Below are 20,919 nucleotides of genomic sequence, written 5' to 3'. Positions count from 1 at the left end.
AATTTTGTTTTGTTTGATAGAGTTCACATGCTAAAAATAAAACCTTTCTTGTTTTAATCCAAAGAAAACCGTCAATAAACAGTTTATTCACGTTGAGGTACATTTTGTGATAGTTCAGCAGACAAACTGGACTATCCTTTAAAAGCCAAGCGCAATATTTGGTATTGCGTTTACAACATATCTTGACCTTTGTCTCCCTTTTGGTCATTAGAATACAACTAAGCGTGTAAAGTTTATTGCTTATATATTCAACATTAATAGTACTTGCACGTATTATTTTACCGACTAACTATACTATATCCTTAAAGAAGGCTCACTATATGGACGCCTGCTAGTTATCTCATATATCACATTTCCATTCACCCTGGGGCAACGTATTGGAATACGTGTGGTATATCGCTCAGATTTGTTTTACTTATTCCTGTTCAAAATATTCGTTTTGAGCAGGGATAACAAACAACTAAAACTTCGAACCCAACCACTATGTATAAATAATTGTTTAACCTTTAAAAACTAACACGCAACACACTGACCTCAACTAAATGGCCAAAAATGTATACGAAATCGACCTCAACTTGCTCTTTTTTAAAGCTAAAACGAGATGTAACGTTGAGATCCTTTTGAGTCAGTAGAAATATAAATCACCTCTTTTTATACGTCATTGCGCAATAAATTTCGCAAACGTACAGTTTCTTATGCCTATTTCACTGCTCAATAAAGATTTGTTTTGGGAGACGCAAATTCTTACTTGAAACAGGGGAATAGGCTTTTTATTTTATTCTACTAGTTGCCAAGAATAGCATCAACTTGTCTAGGGACACCTTAGCTCACTAAACTACCTAGCTATTCCCTCTCTTTTTACTTCTGTTTTCTGGATTAGTCAAACTATCCCACTTCAAAAACTCTTGCATTATCACCGTGGAACAAAAAGGTGTATTTTCCTTCAGAAGGTTCTTTTTCTTACCTGCGTTTCTCATCAAAAGTGAATCTTTTTTTATTCTTTTTCTCGGCAGAATTTTCCCCTCTTCCTTGCGATTAATCTTTTGCTCTCTACTACTAGAAAACAAAGCGAGAATAACAAGAAAAATAATGCCTATAGGCAAACTCAATGATGCAAATAAACTCTTCATGTGATGCTGTTTAAAAATTAATCCTGAATCTAGCCTGTGTAGTGAAGGTAAACCAGTCCCCTATTCTTCCTGCTAATCTTTTCCCTTTCATAAATATCTTATTTTTCAAATATAACCAACACAAATGTTAAATAACCAAACAAAACACAAGACTACATTCAAAGAATCAATTTTTAACTTTTTTAAACCAAAGTGGATTACACTTTTTTTTATTATCCAAACACAAAAAGATAGCCTAGACTATCTTTTTGTGTCATTCATTTCCCAACTTAAGTACAAAATTTGCACCTTGTTTTCTTTCCAAACGATTTCTAACTTGAACTATTTACTTCTTTTTTACTGGGCTTCTTCTTCCTGTTCTATTTTCTTCTATTATTTACTTTAACGAAAACAACCTAACCACCTCATTACCAACAAACAACACACCAAAGTATTTCTTTAGAAGAAACATTGTAATAGAGGGATAAAAAGGATAAGTCCCCCCTTCAAAAAGGGATTAGTTTTGTTTGTACAAAAAAATTGAAAAAATGAAAAAGAAAATGATTATCAGTTTGTTGTGCTTCTGGCAATTTACTATTTCTTGTGTAGAAAAAACGCATCCAACAAATCTGTCTCTACAAACAACACAAGCGTTCACTACTAATCCAGCTATTGCCAAACAAGATCAAGAAGGAGAATCCTTAAAAAAAGGATGGAAAGAAGTCAATGCCTATTATACCTATCACTTTACAGGAAAAATTGACAATCGATTTGCTTTTGACCTAAATTTACAAGTATTAAATGATCGTATTTCAGGTTCTTATTACTATTTAAAATACGAAGAGCTCCTAAAAATTGAAGGTAAAATAAAAGACAACTACGTAGAGTTTACGGAAGAATCAGGTAATACTTTCAAAGGGATATTCGATTACAACAAGGGAGAAGTTACCGGATATTGGACCAATAGTAGCACTGGTGAGTCCCTCCCTTTCACGATGGTAAACCCCAAAGGCAAAAGTTATGCGAAGAAGCAATACCGCGTATTGGCAACCGAAAAATCTTATGCTTCTAATACCTATTACATCAGTCAAATTGAAGAAATTGATCAACAGCAACACAAGCGAATCATCCCTATTGAATCCCAATTTTGGGAAACAGAGATCGTTGATAAATTCGACTTGTATATCGAAGATTACAATTTTGACGGTTATTTAGATCTGTGTACTTTCCATTCATTACCTAGTAAATACGCTTATTTCACCTATGATCCAACGAACAAAAACTATGTTGAAAATGAGCAATACAGTCATCTCAACTCTCCCCCATTTACCACTAATTTCAGAAAACAACTGCTTTACTTTCATACGGAGTATAATGAAATACATCGCAGTCTTTATCAGTATCATCAAGGGTGGTTGCGCAAGATATACCATGCGGCCCTATTTCCTGATCCAAATGATGATTGGGCAGAATATTTTAACTATGTCAATGGGGAAACGCTTTTAATTACGCCTACGGCTTTTGAGGCCCAATATGGCAAACAGGTAGTAAAAACATTTGAGTAAGCAGAAGAAGGTAGTGCAATTTAACTGTTCTGCTCTGCCTGGAGCTATGGATACTATTTGCTGTTGTAACCCCTTATTTTATAAACATTTATTTTGTTATCTATTGTTTGTTTCTTACTTTCATATGCTTTACTGTCACCTACTATGATAAACAAAAAGATTAATTCGACCTATAACAAATTCATTGTGCTACTTTTTATGTTGTTTGCTACGCTGGGAATACAAGCCCAAGTTTCTGGTCTTTCCGCTTTATTTCAGGCGGGAAACCCAGCTTATTTAGGCAACTATGCCAAAAACAAACGTTTGAATATTACTTTGAATGCTACTTTAAAAGGGCAATTGGTCTACAAGGATGAACGCTTGGTTATGGATTCACTACAGGTGCGCAACAATAATGTCGAGGATAAAAGTACAAAAACGCAATACAGTCTTCGCAATACAAATCTCACGCAAATCACGTTAATCAATGCTGATCAAGTTGAACTTCGACTCTTTCGCATTTTTCCTTATAGGGAAACGCTTTTTCGCGAAATAGATCAAGTCAACGGACTTACCTTTTACGACAATTATATCACCTTTGACAAGAAAACGATTGACCGATACAATATTGTAATTGGCTATAAGGATCGCTTTTACGAGTTACCGAAAAACAAAAAGAAAAGACAGCGCATGCTTGAACAAACGTTTACTGATCCACAAATCAAAGCAACAGTCGCCTCTTGGGCCTTAGCCCATATGTAACATCATTCTCTTGATGATTGACAATAAAAAAGATCTTGAGTATACTCCCAAGATCTTTTTTATAACCTTTATTTTTTATTTGCCATTTGGTTGACAATTTCTTTTAAAAGTGCTTTGCGCTTGGCTACTGCCTCCTGTTCTTTTTGCTTTTTCTTCGCCAATTTGTCCTTTACAATTTGGCGATTGGCGGGGGTATTTCTGCCCATATTTTATTTTTATTTTCAGGTGTAATGAACAACAAAAATAATACAATTGAAGCACATCCCTTTCTTTTTTTGTAGACAACCTTCTTTTTACGCACTAAAACTGTTGCCTTAGGCAATTGTACCCATTCATTCTGTAGCTTTTATCTTTTACAATGTTTTTTAGTCTACTCATACTAAAGAAGAATACTTCAAAAAACTACCTATCTTTGTAGTAGTCACTAGCACTAAAATCATCAAAATCCTTTATTTCTGAAAGCTTAGCCCGTTTATCTACTTGTAAATCCGTCCATATTTCTTTATATGTTTCCTTACCCGAATCACTGATTTTTATGATTTCTTTGACTAACTTTTTCTTTGTTGAAAAATTGACACTCTTTTCATCAAATGCTACCCAGTCGGAAATAAAATTACTGCGATAAGCACTATCGTATCCAATTAGTTCAAAGTCTCCTTGTTGATAGCGGAAGGTATAGCTCGAATAACCATAACGACCATGTGCATAGTGAAGGTAAATATTGCCTTTGGTTAGAGAAACGGATAAATCTGGTGCAAAATAAACCCCACCATCTTCATATTCAGAAGAAAAACAGGTTTCGTTTTTCAGGGCTAATTCATATTTCCCCTCTTTCTGAAACAAAATAATAATCCCCCTACGATTGAGATCAAGATCACCACGATACTCATCTGTAACTTTATTTTCCTCGTCTGTTCCTTTAATAAGTAGAACACAGTCTTCGATCCCGTCTTTGTTTAAATCTCCGGTAAGCGTTTGCATCACGGCATAACCTTCAGGTAAAAAATCGGTTGGCTTGTTTTTGCGCTCTACCTGCCCCAAGGCCGTTAGGGTACACAAGACAAATAAAAAGATCCATTGTTTTTTCATCGCTTTTCTAGTATATAGTATGGTTTACATGTATTGTTCTAACAAATTCTACATTTTCACTTTTAAAACTTGCTCGTACGAATGTACTACAAGAGAAATAATAATAAAAAGTAATCGGATCTTTCTGTAAGAAAATATTTGTTTTCTATATGAACTAAGTTGCTCCTATTTGATAATGTAATGTAATTTCTTTTTTCAGGTTCGCACGGTTTGTTAGACTGTTCTTAGTTAGATCACTCCATCTCATCTTCTCATCTTTTATTTTGTGTGATTTTAGCTGTCAACTGATTTTAAAAATAACGTGAATTAACAGCTTATTTTTTTATTTTTTAATACTTTTACATCACCTTTTTTCTCCCCTTGTGGCTGTAAATCACGAAAGGTTACACTTAAAATAGGCTAGAGATCGCTTGATCTTTACCACACGTATATCATGTATAAAAGAAAAAAAATCACCTACCACAACCTAATTAAATTGGTTCTCGCTTCGGCATTTGTTAGTTTATGTAGTTTACTACTTGTATTTCTAACCCAACAGGCAACTGAACATGCAGAAGAATTACTATTTGAAAAGGTAAACAACACCCAAAAACTATTATTTATCTTGCTGCCTACTATTGGTATTACGACCATCTATTTTTTGAGAAAATTCCTTTTCAAAGGTCGAAAGAATAAGGGAATTACAGAGATTTATAAAACACTGGATCAACGCAAGGATCACTTGCCTTTTTTCAAGATCCCTTCTCATTTACTCAATGGGTTTTTAACGGTTGCGACGGGAGGTTCTACGGGTATTGAGGTATCTTCTGTAGTTGCAACAGCTACTGTAGGTAATAGTATCCACACGAAGCACTTTACGGCAAATGCCTTTAAAAGAGAACTCATTTGTGCGGGTGTTACTGCGGGTGTTTCTCTTTTGTTTGGGAGCCCACTTGCGGGTTTTCTCTTTGCCTTAGAAGTAATTGCCAGAAAAACGAGTAAATCGCTGTGGATCAGTTGTGGGACTTCTGCCCTACTCGCTTGGGGATTTATTGTCTTGTTTCAGTATCAACCGTTGCTTTCGTTTCAAGTTACAGGATGGCATACACAGGCGATTCCTTTCTTTATCTTAGTAAGCCTTCTTGGAGGATTATTATCCGTTTACTTTACGCTACTAGTTACTCGAATCAAAAAGCTATTTGGTAACATCAACAATAACTTTTTACGCGTGAATCTCGGTGCCCTTTCGGTTGGACTATTTATTTTTTTATTTCCAGTTCTCTATGGTGATAGTTACCACGGGTTAAAGGAAGCCCTTCACCCTCAAGCAACGATCACTTTATATAGCCTTGGTCTTCTTATTTTACTCAAACCTTTTGCTGCTTCCCTAACGCTGGGTGCAGGCGGTGACGGTGGTGTATTTGCACCGAGTATTGTTGCTGGCGCCTTTTTAGGACTGTTGTTTGCGCACCTAGGCAATACCTACTTTGATTTGCAACTCATCCCACTCAATTTTGCTCTGGTCGGTGCCGCTGCAACCTTATCTGCCTCTATTTATGCTCCTTTAACGGCATTGATTCTCGCGTGTAACTTAGTACCCAATGGCTATCAATTGTTTATTCCACTGCTCTTGGGTAGTTTTACTGCTAAATACTTTGCTAAGCTGATCCTTCCTTACAATGTGTATACGTACGATTTTTATCTAGCTAAAAAATAAGCATCCCCTATACCCTTAAAAAAAAGCATGTAGAAGACGAAATAATACGCTTTTACATGCTTTTTTTAGTAAAGATAGATTGACCGATGCGATGCTTCCTTCGTCAGCAGAACAAGGTCATATTACTTATTTTTCTAATAAAAGAAAAAAATTCTCTACTGATGGTCTCACCCTAAAAATAGTAATATGCTCCCCATTTACGCCATCCTGACTAAAGAAAGGAGAAAGGTCGCATCCTAGGCATCCGCCATAGTGCAAATAGTAAAGCAACAGTACTGATACGATGAAAGGAAAATCATCTAAATAAGAACAGTTTACTGTCAACTGATTAACCGTTAGCTGTAAACCATTCCCTTCTCCTCTCTCCAACATTTACTTACAATTCGATAATTCCAGCACCGGAAATTCTTCCACTGGCGTGTACAAAATCATTCATCGATTGATTTTGTTCCGTTGTCAATTTACTGTAATTAATATCTAATTTAGAACGACTCATAGATAAATCAAACAGCTCTTTTTGAATGGCTTTTTGTCTTGCTGCGTCCGTTGATTTTCTGAATTCTTCTACGAGTTCCACTTCTTTTTTGTACGAAGCGATTACCTCTTCTTGTGGTACATCGGGAATTACTAAAGCCACAGGCATACTAGGTTCTGTAATGGTACACGTCCCATTTTCCACGCGACTTTGTTCGTGAAATCCTCTTTCTTCTGCTACAACTGCTTCGTCGTAAAACGCAATAAATTCAGCTTTAGTAAAGAATTTATTAAAAAAGTTTCCAACTGTATTTTTATTGTAGGTAATTTGTTCTTCTGGATAAGCTTCACCCAAGAAGTAGGTACAGCGATACAGGTTGTTATCAATAAAAAGGGCATTTGTTGATTTGATATTGTCCTCATAAGGCACACCATCAATTTCGATTGCACGTTGGATTGAACCAAACTTATCAAAGTTTCCTTCTGTAGCATACACCATCGAATAGATGTAATGTGGTGCTAATGCAGGGTTAATAATCCCGCCTGAATTTTGTTGAAATACATTGAAGACCTGTTTTTGTCCCTTGTATGTCAACTCGTGTATACCCGATTTTAATTTTACTAACTCCACGCTCTGAGGGGCTACGGTATATGCTTTGTCATCGATAGTGACTTGCATGGTTGCATCTGTGGGATTGGATAGGTAAAAATCTTGTCTTTTAAAAGGATCATCACAACTGATGAAGGTAATAACAGTTAGCAACAAGGCTAAAAATCGCATTTTCATAGGAATTAGTTTTATTTAAAAAAGGGGGCAAAAATAATAAATCTCAAAAAAACATCCTACTTTTCACTAAACTATTATGTCAATGACGTTTATACTTACAGGTTAAAATTAAAAATCAAAACACTAAAAATCAAATACTTAAAACCTAAATTATTGCTTACTATTCTTCTAATTCTTTTCATTCAAAGAGACATTTCCCTTTCCTAATTTTCCTTTACAACAAGGTTGCCTATGTATCTTTACGCCTAATTATATCCCTTTAGCTCACTTACTTTTAATCTTATTTCGATGGGTTAATCCAAATTGAATGAGGGATTCTAAAACGGGTAGACTCTCCAGTGCATGTTCAGTAAGGCAGTAAGACACCGTAATGGGTTTGGTTTGGTTAACTGTTCGAATAATAAACAGATTATCTTCTAATTCTTGTAATTCTTTCGTCAATACTTTGGGGGAGATTCCCTTTGCTTTTTCTTGCAAATCTTTAAACCGCATGGTTTTGTTTTGCAACAGATTATTCAGAATGCAAAACTTCCACTTTCCACTTAGTAACGCAAGGGCATCATGAAGTGCCAGTATGGTTTCTTTGGGTATCTTTTCTTTTTGATTGGTCATAATTACTATCCTCGAGGTAAGTCATAGCAAATATAAAATAAGTGTAGCCTAGATTTGTAACAATCTAAAAATTAATCAAATGAAAGTTACTGTAATCGCTAATATTTCAATCAATGGCAAGGTGTTGGTATCGGATAATCCTGCACATCAACTCCCAAAAGAGGCTATGGATTTTTACCTCAACTACGCCCATCGTGTAGGCAATTTAATCATCGGCATGAAGACATTTGAACATTTTCAACATTTCCCTCAAGTAGTTAAAGATCGCTTTATGGGAATCGAACTTGTTGTTTTATCTACACATACAGATAAAAAAGAAACAACAGGCTATAGGGTTGTGTCTAGTCCCGAGGAAGCTATTGCGCATTTTATGGCAAAGGGAGTATCCGAAATAGCCATTGGAGGTGGAACGGGCACATTCAATGCTTTTATTGATAAAGAACTAGCAACGGATCTCTATTTAAATATTAACCCTATCCTCACAGGACATGGTGGTTATTTGGTGCAAGAGAACAAGCTTCATACGACTTTTGAACTTGTGGCACAACACCTAAATAATGGATTTATTCAATTGCATTTAACCAAGGTGTAGGTGTTTATTGCCTAATAACACGATCTAAAAATAATGGTGCAACCAACCTTTTTATAAAAAGAGACCTTGCCCGCCCCTTCTCTAGTAAAAATTGTTATATCATTTTAAAATCATGTGTTTTTCTGCACGATTGGTTCAAAAAAGAGCACTGTTGCTAATGAGAAAAGTTGCTCGCAGTGGACTACGCTTGACTGTACGTTACAATACAACCATGCTTTCCATTTATTTGAAATATATTTGCCAAATTCAAACACAATTAAACAAAAATTACAATGAAAAAACTTTTTCTATGTTTACTCTTAACTACATCTGCAGCATTTAGTCAATCGATCAAAAAAACAGAGCTAACGAATAGTACCTTAGCTCAGGCTTTATTTATTGCTGAAGCTGAGGGTTGGGGTGGTCCTTATCAAGCTCAATTTGAGGACAATTTTGTAAAAAATGAAAAGATTTACATCTTTGAAATGGCCTACCAAGGAAAAGTATTCTTTAGAGAAGCCTTGAAAAAAACAACAGCCAAAGGCAAGGATTCGGCTCTTTTTTCCAATATGAACCGTTTCAAAACGGACTTCTTTGTTCCCTATGATCTTTTTGACAAGGACACCAAGTTGGATATGCTTGAACGCAAGTATCGCATCTATGATGTAGATGGCGTGCGCTACCTTTACTATCAAGATTTTGAACCGATTAAACGCATCAATGGAAACTATGTTATTAATCCTGATGTTCCACCCTACATTAGCCTAAAAATTTACGAATTAGAATTTAACTAATTGCCATAAAAAAGACGGATGAAAGTAAGCTTTATCCGTCTTTTTTTTATGGGTTCTTTCATTTTTCTAGTATTCCCCTCTGATTCAAAGTTTAAAAGAAAGGAATAAAATAACTACTTTTCTCTTTATCTTTTCTACCTCTAAATATTAAATTTCAAATGCCGTTATTTTAATTAACATTTTTTATAGTTAAATTATATAGACTTGCGTTAAAATCAGTATTATTGCAGTTGTAATTAGGCTCTACCTAGCGCATAGGTCAGCCAATGAAAATTTCGAATTAGAACACAAAAAACACTGCAAATATTAACATTACTAACATGAACACTGTATTAAAAAAACTAGGCCTTGGTTGTCTATTGATGCTTTCTACTTTCACTGCTTTTGCACAAGAAACGACGCCTGAGAAGAAGAATGACTTCAATCAAGTCTATATGGGAGTTGGATTCGGACTCGATTACGGCGGATTTGGAGCTAAAATTGAATACCTACCAGTTAAAAACATTGGTATTTTCGCTGGTTTAGGCTACAATTTAAAAGAAGCGGGATGGAATATAGGAGCTTCCTATAAAATACGAGCAACTGAGCGCTTATCGGTTAATCCTATAGCATTTTATGGTTACAATGGCGTTCTTAAAGTAGATGGTGCCTCTGAATATGATATGGTATCTTATGGCGTAACCTTTGGTGTAAATCTAGACATTTATGTAGGGCAAAAAGGAAACAAAATCAGTACTGGACTTTTTGTTCCTATCCGCTCGAAAAAGTTTATGGACAACTACGATATGGTTAAAGATGATCCCTACATCTCAATGGATAATGAATTAATTCCAATCGCCGTAACTGTAGGTTATAATTGGAAGTTGAACTAGTAGGTAAATACGAAACAACACCTGTTTAACAATACAAAAAAAGCGCTGTATATTCTATAGCGCTTTTTTTGTATTGCTTTTCTAATGAAAAAGGAAGGCTTCGTCACATTACATCGCCAATCCCCCTTTCTTTCCTCCTGTTATTTTTTTTCAAAAATTGGTACACTTGCCTTAGAATTGGATAGTAATACGGCATAATCCAAGTAATCTAGGGTTGCTGTATCTTTTACCCGCTCACCATTGACTTCTTCCGCTGTCATTATGATTTCGATTAAATCGGGTTCTTTAGCAGCATAGGGTGAATTTTTCTGGTTGAGTCGAAAAAGAGTTTTATCGGAAATTTTAGCATCTTTTAAGTGCTGTATTCCTCTAAAATACTCGTTTTCGCAATCGCCAATCCCCATACCGCCTTCTATGGTATAGCCTGTATATTCATCATTATCGTCGTATTCTTCATCCCATACTACCTCGCTATCCGTTAAATACCCAATAATTGAAATCACCTTGTCTTTGGGGTAGATATCATTTTCAATCAATCGCGTAAAAAAAGAAGGATATCCCTCTTCTCCTTCTCTTGATTTTTCAAGATGGAAAAACCCCATTCGCACAAAAGTAGAATTCGCACGGAAATCGTATTTCTCATGCAAATCAACATAATTGTCATAAATTACTTGTTCTCTTTCACTATCTTCTACAAAAGAATACTTCAAGTTTTTAATTAGATGCTCGAAATCAAATGTATGGCTGATATATTTTTTATACTTCGTTTTATCTTTCTCATAATCAAATACAAAATCTTGTAACGTCCTAAAGGCATAGCTCGTTTCTCTCATGGCATAGGAGGTCGTATCTAGCTTTACCATTTCCTCAATGCGATTCAAGTATTCGAGCTGATGATGGGGTGCTTTTATCAGTTCAAGCAGATGCTTAGCAGCATATTTATAACTCACTTGAAAATCGATACCCACTACGTTGATTTTTTTATCTATCGGCAACTCGTCATTCATTTGCTTCAGGGCTTTCCACTTGTCAAACACCTGAATGGTTCGTTCTTGAGGGACACGTTCTCCGTATTCGGTAACAAGGTCTTTTAATAAAACTGTATCGCCCGATTTTAGAAATGCATTAAAAAAATAGGCGAGACTAAAGTCTGTTTCAGGCAGGTAGTAGGGTGTCTTATTTGTTTTAACAATGGATCTTAAAAGGTCCATTTCCACCTCTTCCGTTTTTTCACTGCCGTGATAGGCGCCAAAACCAATAATGCCGAACTCAGACTGTGGGAATTCGAAATCTTTTTGGTTGAGATCAAATCGGTTAGACGCTAAGTATTCAACTTTGTTTTGAGCAAACGTTAGGGAAGAAAGCACTAACAATACATAGGTAATATTCTTTTTCATGGTCTAGTTTTGGTATTTTTTTCAACTACTTACACCTTGTATTTTTCAAGATAGCGGTTGCTGTATTGCTGTGAATGTAGGCAATTTAGTTGAAAGTAGCTAATTGTATATGGAATCTCCCCCCCTATCCACAGCTACGCTATTTTTTACAGGTTTAATTTTAATGTTCCAAAACTCCAGCTTGTCTCTCACCAATTGTGTATTGTTTGGCAAGATAGTTTTTCGTATTTTTAGGTACGCGTAAACAGCGCCTAGCGATATACTTTTAGGCTCGCTCAAAATGATTGTATTTCCATTATGCAAAAATCAGTTTCACTCCTTATATTGATGAGTTTCCCTTTTCTTTTTCTGTCTTGTACAAAAAATTACGAATTAGAATCCCGCGATGCTGGACAATATGGCTATGAAGTGTGGCAAGGCCACTTTCTTGTAGAAAACGGGGTGCAAATTCCTTTGCTATTTGGTGTTGAGGGAAAAACGGGAGTACGCCAAGTACGCTTATTTAGTGGTTCTGAACTAGCGCATTGGAGCTATTGGCATGAAGAAGCAGATTCTGTTCAATTTAAGGCTGGATTACACAGTGAATTTAAGGGAATACGAGTGGATAATACGATATCAGGAAGCTATTTCGATGGCGTTGGAACACAGGTAGCGCGTGCAAAATTTGTCGCCCAAAAAGTGGAGCAACAAACGTCCCCCTTTGCTCCTGTTGCTACCCCTACACCCATTGTACCTACTGGTACGTGGCAACTTGATTTTGGAACTTTAAAAGATCTGAGCGATCCCAATGAACTTCTGCGGTATACGATGGATCGCGTACAAACTTTTGATCTCTACCGAAAAGACCACACGATTATTGGTAAGGCCTATGGAGCTGGAGGTATTCAGGGATTTGATGGTATCATGACGTCCACAGGATTTATTTGTTCCTCCTTTCATCATGCAGAGCCCTTTTTGATAGAAGCGACCTTTGTAGATGAAAACACTTTTGATGCGACCATTACCTCCACAACGGATGTCTTTGAGGTTCGCGGAACACGCAAATCCCAAACCAAAGAGGATACAGCCTATACAGGTTCTGTACTTAGAGGGTTTTACTTAACAGTAAAAGCGTTCTTCAATAGGTAATCTTGGATCAAATTCCCTTTTTATTGCTTTTACTACAAAAAGCCAATGCATAATACACTGGCTTTTTTTTACATCTACAGGTTTTATCAATCCAAATGGAAGACATACTCGTGATCCTGCTCCTTTTTATACGCAAGTGAAGCCGTTTTAGGCGACAAAGCAAACAAAGGCGAAAACGTTTTTACTTTGACTGTCTTTCCATCGGGATAAAACTCCAAAATTCGAACTAAACCATCTCCTCCATTGCCATCATGTCCACCACCTTCCGATTGCATATCAAACAACATTTGATGTACTGTTCGACCAGCTTTATTTTGATCTGATCGATAACCCGTACCTGAAATATGTCCCGCTAGAACTAAGGCGATCTGTTGATTGGGATAAACTAATTTTTCCCAAAGTTGCTCCCCATTGTTAGAGTCAGGCAAAACAATACGACTTGATTTAAGCTGTTTTTTTTCTTTGATATAGGGCTCAAAAATCACCCATTTATTTTCACCATCGAGGCGTTCGTTTGTCCGATTGAGATAGGCATGCGTCAGTAAAATCACCTTGTGATTTTTATACTCCTCAAAACTCAAAATTGTATTAGCCCAAGCTACTGTTTGATCACTTGGTGCATATTCTACATTAAGCACTAAAAAGTCTTGTCCATGCAAGTCAGTAAACTCATATACTGCATTGCTCAATGTGGGTTTATTCGTTGCATCCCATCCATATTGTACGATGTGTTTTCGGTTCAATACATTTTGCTCTATGCTAAAATAATCATCATACTGAGAAGTTCTATTTCCTTGTTGATCAATCGTATAGTCATGATTTCCTGTTGCGAGAATATAGGGCACTTTATGATTGAGTAGACCAAACGAACGCGAAACAAATTCCCATTGCTCTTTGGAAGGGACATCGCCATCATGTCCAGGAAGGATCACCTGATCTTGTTCGACCAAGTCACCTACGCATAAGACCATTTTGATATTTAGTTTCTCTACATGGGCACTAATCCATTGATTCATCACATCCAAAATTGGCTGATTCTGATAGTATTTTACATAGTTTTGCACATCAGGTACCAAGACCAATGACCACGACTTCGCGTGGTCTAATTGGACAGTAGCCTCATATTGCTGTGCTTGTAGAGATAAGGTTGAGAAAAAAAAGCTCAATACTCCAATTCTACTATATTTTCTTTTCATCTTAATACCCTGGATTTTGCTTGATATTCGCATTGATAATAACTTCTTTCGAAGGAATTGGCCATAAATACTGCTTCTGACTATCAAAGGCACGTGAAGCCAATACTTTGATGGTTCCCCTAGCTAATAAACGATCAAAAACAGGTAGTCCATCAGCATCAATAGTAGGTGTATCAGACCAAAACCAAAGCTGTTGATCTACTACTTGGCTTTGTAGTGGTTTAGGATCTAACAAACCATAATTCGGTCTATTTAAGGCCTTTTCCGCCAATTTCCATCGAATTAAATCTTCGATTCGCCTATTCTCCCATGCCAACTCTACTCTTCGCTCTAAGCGCAAAAGTCGACGCATCTCTTCTTGTGATCCCAAGGCTACTGCTGGTGCTGTGATTCCACTATTGTGATATCCTCTGGCTCTAACTTTATTCATAGACTCTACCACTTGTTGATCTAACTCACCCAGTTCAATCTTGGCCTCCGCTAACATTAATAATACATCAGCATAGCGCATAATAACGATATCACTTTCCATCAAATAATCATCAATCCAATCTTCATCCACTCCTTTTTTAAGAGATAATCCATTATAAGAAGCATAAGTATCTACACTTCTTGTATCCTTGTTTTTGACCTGTTGTCCTGTTGTTGTATTCAATACTTTGGTTGCATCTGGACGAGGATTGTAGATATAACCTAAAAATGGTTGATCAAATTCCGCTATAGTTGCCAATAAACGGGGATCTCTGTTTTTAAATGGTTCTTTTGAATTAAACAAAGGTGACTCATCAATTGTTTTTCCATCAATACACAAGTAAGAAGCAAACAGATCCCACGAAGGCTGAGCGACATTAGCCCCACCTGCATTTCGCGTGACAAAATTTTTCACGTTTAACGTAGAATTTAACGTAGCCAATCGCGGGATACCAAATATGGTTTCTTTGGAATTTTTTGTTTTTGACAAGAAATAAGTCGCATAATCCTCCTGTAGTTCATATACCCCTAACTTAATACAGGCTTCACTTGCTTCTTTTGCTGTTCTATAATCCAATAGATTTAATGCTGTTCTAGCTTTAAATGCATATACGGCTCCTTTTGTCAATCGAGCGGTACTCGTCCCTTTATACACTTCAGGTAAATGCGCTAAAGCAAAATCAAAATCTTGATATACCTGATCTAAAACGACTTTTTTATCCGTACGTCCCATAGAAAAGGCCTCTTCAATGGTTAATTTATCTGTGTAAAAAGGTATGTCCCCGTAGTAAAAAACCAAACGTCCATAAAAGATAGCTCGAAATGCTCTGGCTTCTGCTTCGAACTGTTTTTTATCTAGGTCACTTAAATTCCCTTTGTTGTTTTTTAGATTAACCAGAATGGTATTCGCTCTAGAAATCCCTTTGTACGTATTGTGCCAAAAATCGGTTGATACTCCCCATTCACTGTTTATTCCTGCAGAGGCATAACTATTCATCACTTGGCGTTGAGACCAGTTATCGCTCATGCGTTCTGACGTCCAGTTTACATCCAAATCCCATAAATATTCCCTATAAAAATCGGCAATAGAAATTTCGTACTCTTTTTTGTCGCTATACCAATTTTCTGTAGAAGCATTAGCAGGTGGGTTTAACTCTAGATCAGCACAACTAGTCAGCCCCAATAAAACGAATAGTAAATATATTTTTTTCATGTGTTGTCGTTTAAAAATTAACAGATACACCAAAGTTGATGGACTTTGTGATATAAGAATTGTATAGTGTTTCTGGATCAAATCCTTTCGGAAAATTACTCACGGTAAAAAAGTCATTTAGCGATAGGTATACGCGTAGTCGATCAAGTAGAATCGGCTTGATTACTTCTTTGGGAAAATTATAGGCGAGGGTGATATTTTTAATTCTGAAATATGCACCATTTACCAGCCATAGGGTTGAGGTTTTATAGTTATTATTTTCAGCACTTGCATGTGATAATCTTGGGTATTTTGCAGCTAGATTTTGACTTTCTGTATTATATGGACTCCAATATCTCCCATCAATTTCTTGCATTGGACTTGTCCAAGAGGATTGGAAAGGTCTCATTTGTTCTTCTGTCAATAGGCTTTGTCTTTTCCCAACTCCTTGAAAAGCTATTCCCAATTCAATGCCTTTGTATTCCATTTGAAGTGTCCCACCATAAGTAAAACGCGGTAGGGAATTTCCTAAGGGTACTCGATCATAATCGGCCGATATTTTGCCATCAGCTACCCCGTCAGGGCCACTAATATCCTTGTATTTTACATCACCTGGCTTTGTCGTTGTACTCAATAAGGCACTATTTTCAATTTCCTCTTGTGACTGAAACAATCCCTCTGCAACATATCCATACCAAGCATTATAAGGCGTTCCTTCTCTAATAATCTGATTATTGCCAATCACAATACGCCCATTTAGATTCCCCATCATCGTTTTTGAATCCGATACATTCAATCCAACGCTGTATTTAAAATCTTTGATATGATCTCGCCAAGTAACATCTAAATCCCAACCTTCGGTGTGCATCTCCCCTGCATTTTGATTCGGGTTTTCAAATCCCATAAAAGCGGGAATTTCCAACTCTAACAACATGTCTTTGGTCTTCTTTTTATAATAATCTGCAGTAATCCCCAAGCGGTTGTTTAAAAAATACATATCCACACCAAAATCAGTTGAAGTTGTTGTTTCCCAAGTAATATTTTCAATAGCATATTGAATCTGAGCAGCAGTTAAAGAGGATAAAATTTGCCCATCTTGATAGAATAAGGTGTTCGAAAACCCAATAGATGATTGGTAAGGGTAATTTCCGATGCGTTCATTACCCAATGTACCCCATGAACCTCGTAATTTCAGATTGCTAAATACGTTTTGCCCTTGCATAAAATCCTCATTAGAAACCGTCCATCCCACTGATACGGAGGGAAAAGTTCCCCATCGGTACTTGGAGTGAAAACGCGATGAACCATCTTTTCGAATATTGGCTTGTATGTGGTATTTATCCTTGTAGTTGTATATCAATCGTCCAAAAAACGAACGATAGGCTGTTTCGTACTTATTCCCTGAATTTGTCATATAATCCACAGGTGCTAAATCCAAGTAAGGGAAATTGTCCAATTCCATATTAGTAGCGGAAGCACCTAAATTTTCTACAGCATTATAGTTGTCTTCGTATCCAGCCAATACATTAACACTGTGATCATTATACGTTTTATTGTAGTTAATCAACACTTGTTTGGTCAACTGCTTTCCTTCATTTCTATTTTCAACCAGCTGCGTACTTGAATGGCCATTGATATAACCGCCAAAACGCGTGGGATCTTGTGCATCGTAGTAGGGAATTTGTTTGGAAAAATTCTTTCTTCGATTAAAGTACAGTTGAGGAGCAACCACCAACGTAATTTTTAGATCATCAAGAGGTGTGATATTTAAGGCGAAACGACCATAAGCTTTATCCGACGTATGTTTATTTTCACCCCCATAATGTAAACTTGCATAGGCATTCGATCCCGATTTTCCTTCTGCTATTCTACCATCTTGCCAAGTTGCGGCATATACCGGTGCATAACGCATTGCCTCCCAAACAGGGTTATTAGTTGGCGAAGTTTGATTGGTCGTATTATACGAAAAATCAACATCCCCCGATAAAAAGGAATTAATTTCCACACTATTATTTAATCGCATCATAATGCGCTTAAAATTTTCGACGGCGTACATGGCCTCATTATTATCATAGGTGATACTCAAGCGCGACTTGGTTCGTTCTCCTCCACCTGACATGGAGAATGCATGTCGTTGCTGATAAGCGGCTTTCCTAAGTAATAGATCTTGCCAATCTGTAATAGGAAATTGATCCGGATCAAGGGCATTGTTTTGTTTCCACGTTTGAATGGCTTCTTGGCTATAGATACTGTGTTGTCCATCTGTTGGATTTCCTGCATCATTCCATGACATCTCGTTGATCATTTCCATATAGCGTTGATAATCCACGGGTTTAGGCATAGCCGTAGGTTTATCTATCCCATAATCTGCCTTATAACTAAATTGAAACTCGCCTTTTTTTGCTCTTTTTGTTGTGATTAAAATAACACCTGCAGCGGCTCTAGCCCCGTAAATTGAGGCAGCAGCTGCATCCTTTAACACCGAAATTTCTGCAATATCATTGGTGTTAACCTCATCGATATTATCTTGCGCTACCCCATCGACAATAATCAGTGGATTACTATCGCCAATTGTAGTAACTCCTCTCACGCGAATCGTAGCGCCTGTTCCTGTTTTATTGCTGTTTCGCGTAACAGTAACCCCTGATAGCTGACCTTGTAAAGCTTGCGACAGCTGCGTTGTATTACGCGCTTCTATTCGCTCTCCACTCACCTGCCCGACAGACCCCGTTATATCCTTTTTCTTCACTGTTCCATAGCCAATAACGACAATCTCATCCAAAGCAGAAGCTTGTTCGCTCAATTTGACATGCATGGTGGACATTGCCTTTTGTTCTGTAGGTTGGTAGCCCATAAAAGAAAATTCTAGTAGATCGCCTTCTTGTGCTTCTATGCTAAAAGCCCCATCTAAATCAGACATTCCAGCTTGTTTCGAATGTAAGTTGACGACCGTTGCACCAGGCAGGCTCAATCCATCATCTCCAACAATTACACCTTTTACTGTGATTAATTTTGTCTTCGATTTACTTTGCTTTAGGGAAATAAATTGATCATTTAGCTGATATTCAATCCCCCATGTACTTCCCAAGGTATTCAATACCGTCTGTAAATCAATGATTTGCGTAGGTAAGCTAACCTTATTATGAGTATTAATGGCTTGATCGAGATAAACATTGAACGCTGTTTGTTTCTCAATAGCAGCACTAATTTGTGCTAAGGTCACTTCTTTACTAGAAAATTGGACCTCTACTTCTTTGAGCGAGTGCTTTTGTGCCCACCCTGTTGTTGCAAGAAGAAGAATCACAAGCAAGAATAGCTTGTGTTTCCTGATGTTAAATAAATTGTTCATTGTGTTGTTTGTCGTTTACTATTGAATAATTAGAGTTTGATTTTGCTTGTTTATCGATAGATTATGGAGAAACGCAATACTGTGTAGAATCGAATAAAGCTCTTTTTTAGGATAGTTTCCTTGTATGATACGATGGGCCTTGGTTTGGTCTTTTAGGAGGATCTGTATTTGGTAATAGGTTTCCAGTTCTGCGATAACCTCTTGTAGTTCTTTTCCTTTAAAGTTAAAATAGGCTTGTGTTTGATCTAGTGTATTGACCATTTGTTGGTGGTTTTTCCACACGATACTGTCTTGGGCTTGTAGTACAAAAAGTTTGGTATGCTCCCGTTCTAAAACGGCTACCTTCCCGTGATTTACTTTTACTTTATAGGTGTTATCGGAATCATCCACTACAAAATTCGTCCCCAAAACTGTTGTTTGTATATTTTTAGTCTGAACGATAAAGGCAAGCTTAGGATTTTTAGTTACTGAAAATGCAGCTTTCCCCTTCAGTATCACCTGGCGATTCTCCTGATTAAAATCTGCTGCAACGACAAGCGAACTTCCCTTGTAAAGGGTAACAGTAGAATGATCTGCTAAAAGCACCTTCATATCGCGATCCGCACGATACGTCAAAGCGGTTTGGGATTGAAAAGGATTCCAAATAAAAAATGCTAGAGGAAGGGCAATTACTGCGCAAAAGGTAGCAATCTTACCTAGAGTACGCCTGCGTTGGTATTGGCGTTTGCACTGCTGTATCTTCAATTTTATTCTCAACTCCGCTTGGTCGAGATTTTTCAATGATTCTTGCGCGTCCTTTTGTGCAGTCTTTTGGGTGTGCATTTGCATCTTATCCACCCAACGATCTAGAAAAGCATTTTCCTGTGCTGTTGTCTTACCTTGGGCAAAACGCTGTAAAATATCTCTTATTTTTTTGTCCATAAAACAGGCTGTTTTCTATAGAGTGTCGAAAAACGGTACCTGTACTAGTCACTTTCACAAACTTTACACAAGGATAATATAGCTAACAATTACTTAACAAAGATGGACAAGAAGAAAAATAAGTTCAACAGCATACGGCAAATGCGTACGCAAGGTTTGCAAAGCTTTGGAAATGTGATTTTTGACCGTATGTTCAGATATATTCATTGCTTGAGCAATTTCGGCATAAGACTGTTCTGCATAAAAGCGCAGTTGAAAGGCTTGATAACACTTATCAGGTAAGAGTTCAGCTGCCTTTTGTTTGATTTGATCCAACAAATATGCTTTAAAAAGTTGTTGTTCTTCTTCTGTCATTAAGTCGCTCTCTTGCAAAGCCTCGTATGCAAATTCCAATTCATTAGTTGTAAATGGACGTTTTCGCATATACTCAAAACTCTTGTACTTAGCAGCGGCATACAAATACGATTTTATATTTTGGACATCGAGATGATCCAACCTCTTCCATACATCAATAAATAGTTCTTGAATGATATCTTCGGATTGTTGGCTATCTTTTGTAAGAGCATACGCATAGGAATAAAGAGGTTTCCAAAGTTCCGAATAGATTTGATCGACAAGGTAATCATTACGCTTAGACATAGGCTCGTTTTTGAGCATAAAAGTATTTATTCCATTCAACCAGAGATTAGCCCGTGCTTTTACTAAATTATTAAGTTTCATCACAACACAATTAAAAAGCATAAAACAGTAGCAACCAACACATTAAATCCAACATACAGCTATCCTTCTCTTTTCATTTGATCAAGTAAAAGTTAACGAATATCCTTATCATATTACCAATACGTTAAGGATGACTCAGAACATAGGAAGATGCTTGATATAAATACACTATATCTAATGCGCTTCTGCATAAAGGCCAAGCATTCGCAGACAGCCTACCAAAGAAAAGATACTT

At 36.9% G+C, this 20,919-nt stretch carries 19 protein-coding genes; 7 read left to right on the top strand and 12 right to left on the bottom strand.

Annotated elements, in window-relative coordinates; translation table 11 throughout:
* Window positions 1-839: 839 nt before the first annotated feature.
* Window positions 840-1,130, bottom strand: coding sequence for a hypothetical protein (locus ACPDHL_RS13480; RefSeq protein ID WP_430533275.1), 291 nt, complete (start codon window positions 1,128-1,130; stop codon window positions 840-842).
* 527 nt (window positions 1,131-1,657) lie between these two features.
* Between ACPDHL_RS13480 and ACPDHL_RS13475 the strand changes: the two genes are divergently transcribed.
* The gene (locus ACPDHL_RS13475; protein ID WP_430533274.1) at window positions 1,658-2,674 is read left to right on the top strand and encodes an XAC2610-related protein; all 1,017 of its coding nucleotides are present in this window, start codon (window positions 1,658-1,660) and stop codon (window positions 2,672-2,674) included.
* Between the two features lie 144 nt (window positions 2,675-2,818).
* Window positions 2,819-3,415, top strand: a complete 597-nt coding sequence (locus tag ACPDHL_RS13470) for a hypothetical protein (RefSeq protein ID WP_430533273.1) — start codon at window positions 2,819-2,821, stop codon at window positions 3,413-3,415.
* A gap of 68 nt (window positions 3,416-3,483) precedes the next feature.
* Here ACPDHL_RS13470 and ACPDHL_RS13465 read toward each other — a convergent pair whose 3' ends face one another.
* Entirely contained in the window at window positions 3,484-3,621 is a 138-nt protein-coding gene (locus ACPDHL_RS13465) for a hypothetical protein (RefSeq protein WP_430533272.1), read from the bottom strand.
* Between the two features lie 196 nt (window positions 3,622-3,817).
* Window positions 3,818-4,504 carry a hypothetical protein gene (locus ACPDHL_RS13460; RefSeq protein WP_430533271.1) on the bottom strand — a complete coding sequence of 229 codons (687 nt, stop codon included), beginning with the start codon at window positions 4,502-4,504 and terminating at the stop codon, window positions 3,818-3,820.
* Window positions 4,505-4,937: 433 nt separating this feature from the next.
* Here ACPDHL_RS13460 and ACPDHL_RS13455 point away from each other — a divergent pair, with 433 nt between their 5' ends.
* On the top strand, window positions 4,938-6,200 hold the full coding sequence (locus ACPDHL_RS13455; protein WP_430533270.1) for a chloride channel protein: 1,263 nt from the start codon (window positions 4,938-4,940) through the stop codon (window positions 6,198-6,200).
* 126 nt (window positions 6,201-6,326) lie between these two features.
* Here the strand turns inward: ACPDHL_RS13455 and ACPDHL_RS13450 are convergent, their stop codons facing one another.
* From ACPDHL_RS13450 to ACPDHL_RS13440, 3 genes are all read right to left on the bottom strand, one after another.
* Window positions 6,327-6,572 carry a hypothetical protein gene (locus ACPDHL_RS13450; protein ID WP_430533269.1) on the bottom strand — a complete coding sequence of 82 codons (246 nt, stop codon included), beginning with the start codon at window positions 6,570-6,572 and terminating at the stop codon, window positions 6,327-6,329.
* A 4-nt stretch (window positions 6,573-6,576) separates the two neighbouring features.
* Entirely contained in the window at window positions 6,577-7,461 is an 885-nt protein-coding gene (locus ACPDHL_RS13445; RefSeq protein WP_430533268.1) for a hypothetical protein, read from the bottom strand.
* A gap of 264 nt (window positions 7,462-7,725) precedes the next feature.
* Entirely contained in the window at window positions 7,726-8,073 is a 348-nt protein-coding gene (locus tag ACPDHL_RS13440; RefSeq protein ID WP_430533267.1) for a winged helix-turn-helix transcriptional regulator, read from the bottom strand.
* A gap of 79 nt (window positions 8,074-8,152) precedes the next feature.
* On the opposite strand from ACPDHL_RS13440, the gene ACPDHL_RS13435 reads away from it, so the two are divergent.
* From ACPDHL_RS13435 to ACPDHL_RS13425, 3 genes are all read left to right on the top strand, one after another.
* Window positions 8,153-8,665, top strand: a complete 513-nt coding sequence (locus ACPDHL_RS13435; RefSeq protein ID WP_430533266.1) for a dihydrofolate reductase family protein — start codon at window positions 8,153-8,155, stop codon at window positions 8,663-8,665.
* A 272-nt stretch (window positions 8,666-8,937) separates the two neighbouring features.
* Window positions 8,938-9,438: a hypothetical protein gene (locus ACPDHL_RS13430; protein WP_430533265.1), complete on the top strand. Its 501-nt coding sequence runs from the start codon at window positions 8,938-8,940 to the stop codon at window positions 9,436-9,438.
* Window positions 9,439-9,758: 320 nt separating this feature from the next.
* Window positions 9,759-10,310: a hypothetical protein gene (locus ACPDHL_RS13425; RefSeq protein ID WP_430533264.1), complete on the top strand. Its 552-nt coding sequence runs from the start codon at window positions 9,759-9,761 to the stop codon at window positions 10,308-10,310.
* Window positions 10,311-10,450: 140 nt separating this feature from the next.
* Here the strand turns inward: ACPDHL_RS13425 and ACPDHL_RS13420 are convergent, their stop codons facing one another.
* On the bottom strand, window positions 10,451-11,707 hold the full coding sequence (locus ACPDHL_RS13420) for a hypothetical protein (RefSeq protein WP_430533263.1): 1,257 nt from the start codon (window positions 11,705-11,707) through the stop codon (window positions 10,451-10,453).
* 297 nt (window positions 11,708-12,004) lie between these two features.
* Here ACPDHL_RS13420 and ACPDHL_RS13415 point away from each other — a divergent pair, with 297 nt between their 5' ends.
* Entirely contained in the window at window positions 12,005-12,835 is an 831-nt protein-coding gene (locus ACPDHL_RS13415) for a hypothetical protein (protein WP_430533262.1), read from the top strand.
* 86 nt (window positions 12,836-12,921) lie between these two features.
* Here the strand turns inward: ACPDHL_RS13415 and ACPDHL_RS13410 are convergent, their stop codons facing one another.
* The 5 genes from ACPDHL_RS13410 to ACPDHL_RS13390 all read right to left on the bottom strand — a co-directional run bounded on the left by ACPDHL_RS13410 (window position 12,922) and on the right by ACPDHL_RS13390 (window position 20,603).
* On the bottom strand, window positions 12,922-14,031 hold the full coding sequence (locus ACPDHL_RS13410) for a metallophosphoesterase (protein ID WP_430533261.1): 1,110 nt from the start codon (window positions 14,029-14,031) through the stop codon (window positions 12,922-12,924).
* Window position 14,032: 1 nt separating this feature from the next.
* Complete coding sequence (locus ACPDHL_RS13405; protein WP_430533260.1) at window positions 14,033-15,715, bottom strand: RagB/SusD family nutrient uptake outer membrane protein; 1,683 nt, start codon at window positions 15,713-15,715, stop codon at window positions 14,033-14,035.
* 10 nt (window positions 15,716-15,725) lie between these two features.
* Window positions 15,726-19,043 (bottom strand): SusC/RagA family TonB-linked outer membrane protein, encoded by a 3,318-nt coding sequence (locus tag ACPDHL_RS13400; RefSeq protein ID WP_430533259.1) that lies wholly within the window; start codon window positions 19,041-19,043, stop codon window positions 15,726-15,728.
* An 18-nt stretch (window positions 19,044-19,061) separates the two neighbouring features.
* Window positions 19,062-19,964: a FecR family protein gene (locus tag ACPDHL_RS13395; RefSeq protein ID WP_430533258.1), complete on the bottom strand. Its 903-nt coding sequence runs from the start codon at window positions 19,962-19,964 to the stop codon at window positions 19,062-19,064.
* Window positions 19,965-20,057: 93 nt separating this feature from the next.
* Window positions 20,058-20,603 carry an RNA polymerase sigma factor gene (locus tag ACPDHL_RS13390; RefSeq protein WP_430533257.1) on the bottom strand — a complete coding sequence of 182 codons (546 nt, stop codon included), beginning with the start codon at window positions 20,601-20,603 and terminating at the stop codon, window positions 20,058-20,060.
* Window positions 20,604-20,919: the final 316 nt, after the last annotated feature.

The organism is Myroides sp. C15-4 (assembly GCF_050522745.1).
Classification (GTDB): domain Bacteria; phylum Bacteroidota; class Bacteroidia; order Flavobacteriales; family Flavobacteriaceae; genus Flavobacterium.
Note: the sequence above shows the minus strand (reverse complement) of the source record. Positions and strands in the feature narration are given on the sequence as shown.